A 381-nucleotide genomic window follows, 5' to 3' on the forward strand; every position below is an offset into this window, starting at 1 on the left:
TTCCCAGGGACTGGAGATGGCGGTGGACAACGGCCAGGTCAAGAATCCCGACGACGCCCGTCGCTGGATCAGCGATCAACTGCTGCTGAACCTGGCGCGTTTCGAAGCGCCCTTGTTGCTGGCGCACTGCAGCGCAGCCGCCGCTGACGATTGGGACGCCCTGCTGCTGCATTGCGAAGAACATCGCGCCAGCCGGGAAACCCGTGAGCTGTATCAGGAGAGCCGGCAGATGGGCTACTCGTTGCAGCAACTGCTTGCCGGCCTGCCGGAACTCGACGGTGCCGCGCGCGGTTTTCTTGAACAGCTCAGTCTCCAACAACGCAGCGAGCCGCACCTGGCGCTGTGCTGGGCCCTGGCGGCGCGCGCCTGGCACATCGCTCC

Annotated in this window: 1 protein-coding gene; it reads left to right on the forward strand. The window is 65.6% G+C overall.

Annotation, left to right across the window (positions count from 1 at the left end; all coding sequences use genetic code 11):
- Positions 1-381: urease accessory UreF family protein (locus tag LUU93_RS21905; RefSeq protein ID WP_311202645.1), on the forward strand; the 381-nt coding region annotated here is incomplete at both ends.

This window comes from Flavobacterium soyae (genome assembly GCF_021245985.1).
Classification (GTDB): domain Bacteria; phylum Bacteroidota; class Bacteroidia; order Flavobacteriales; family Flavobacteriaceae; genus Flavobacterium; species Flavobacterium soyae.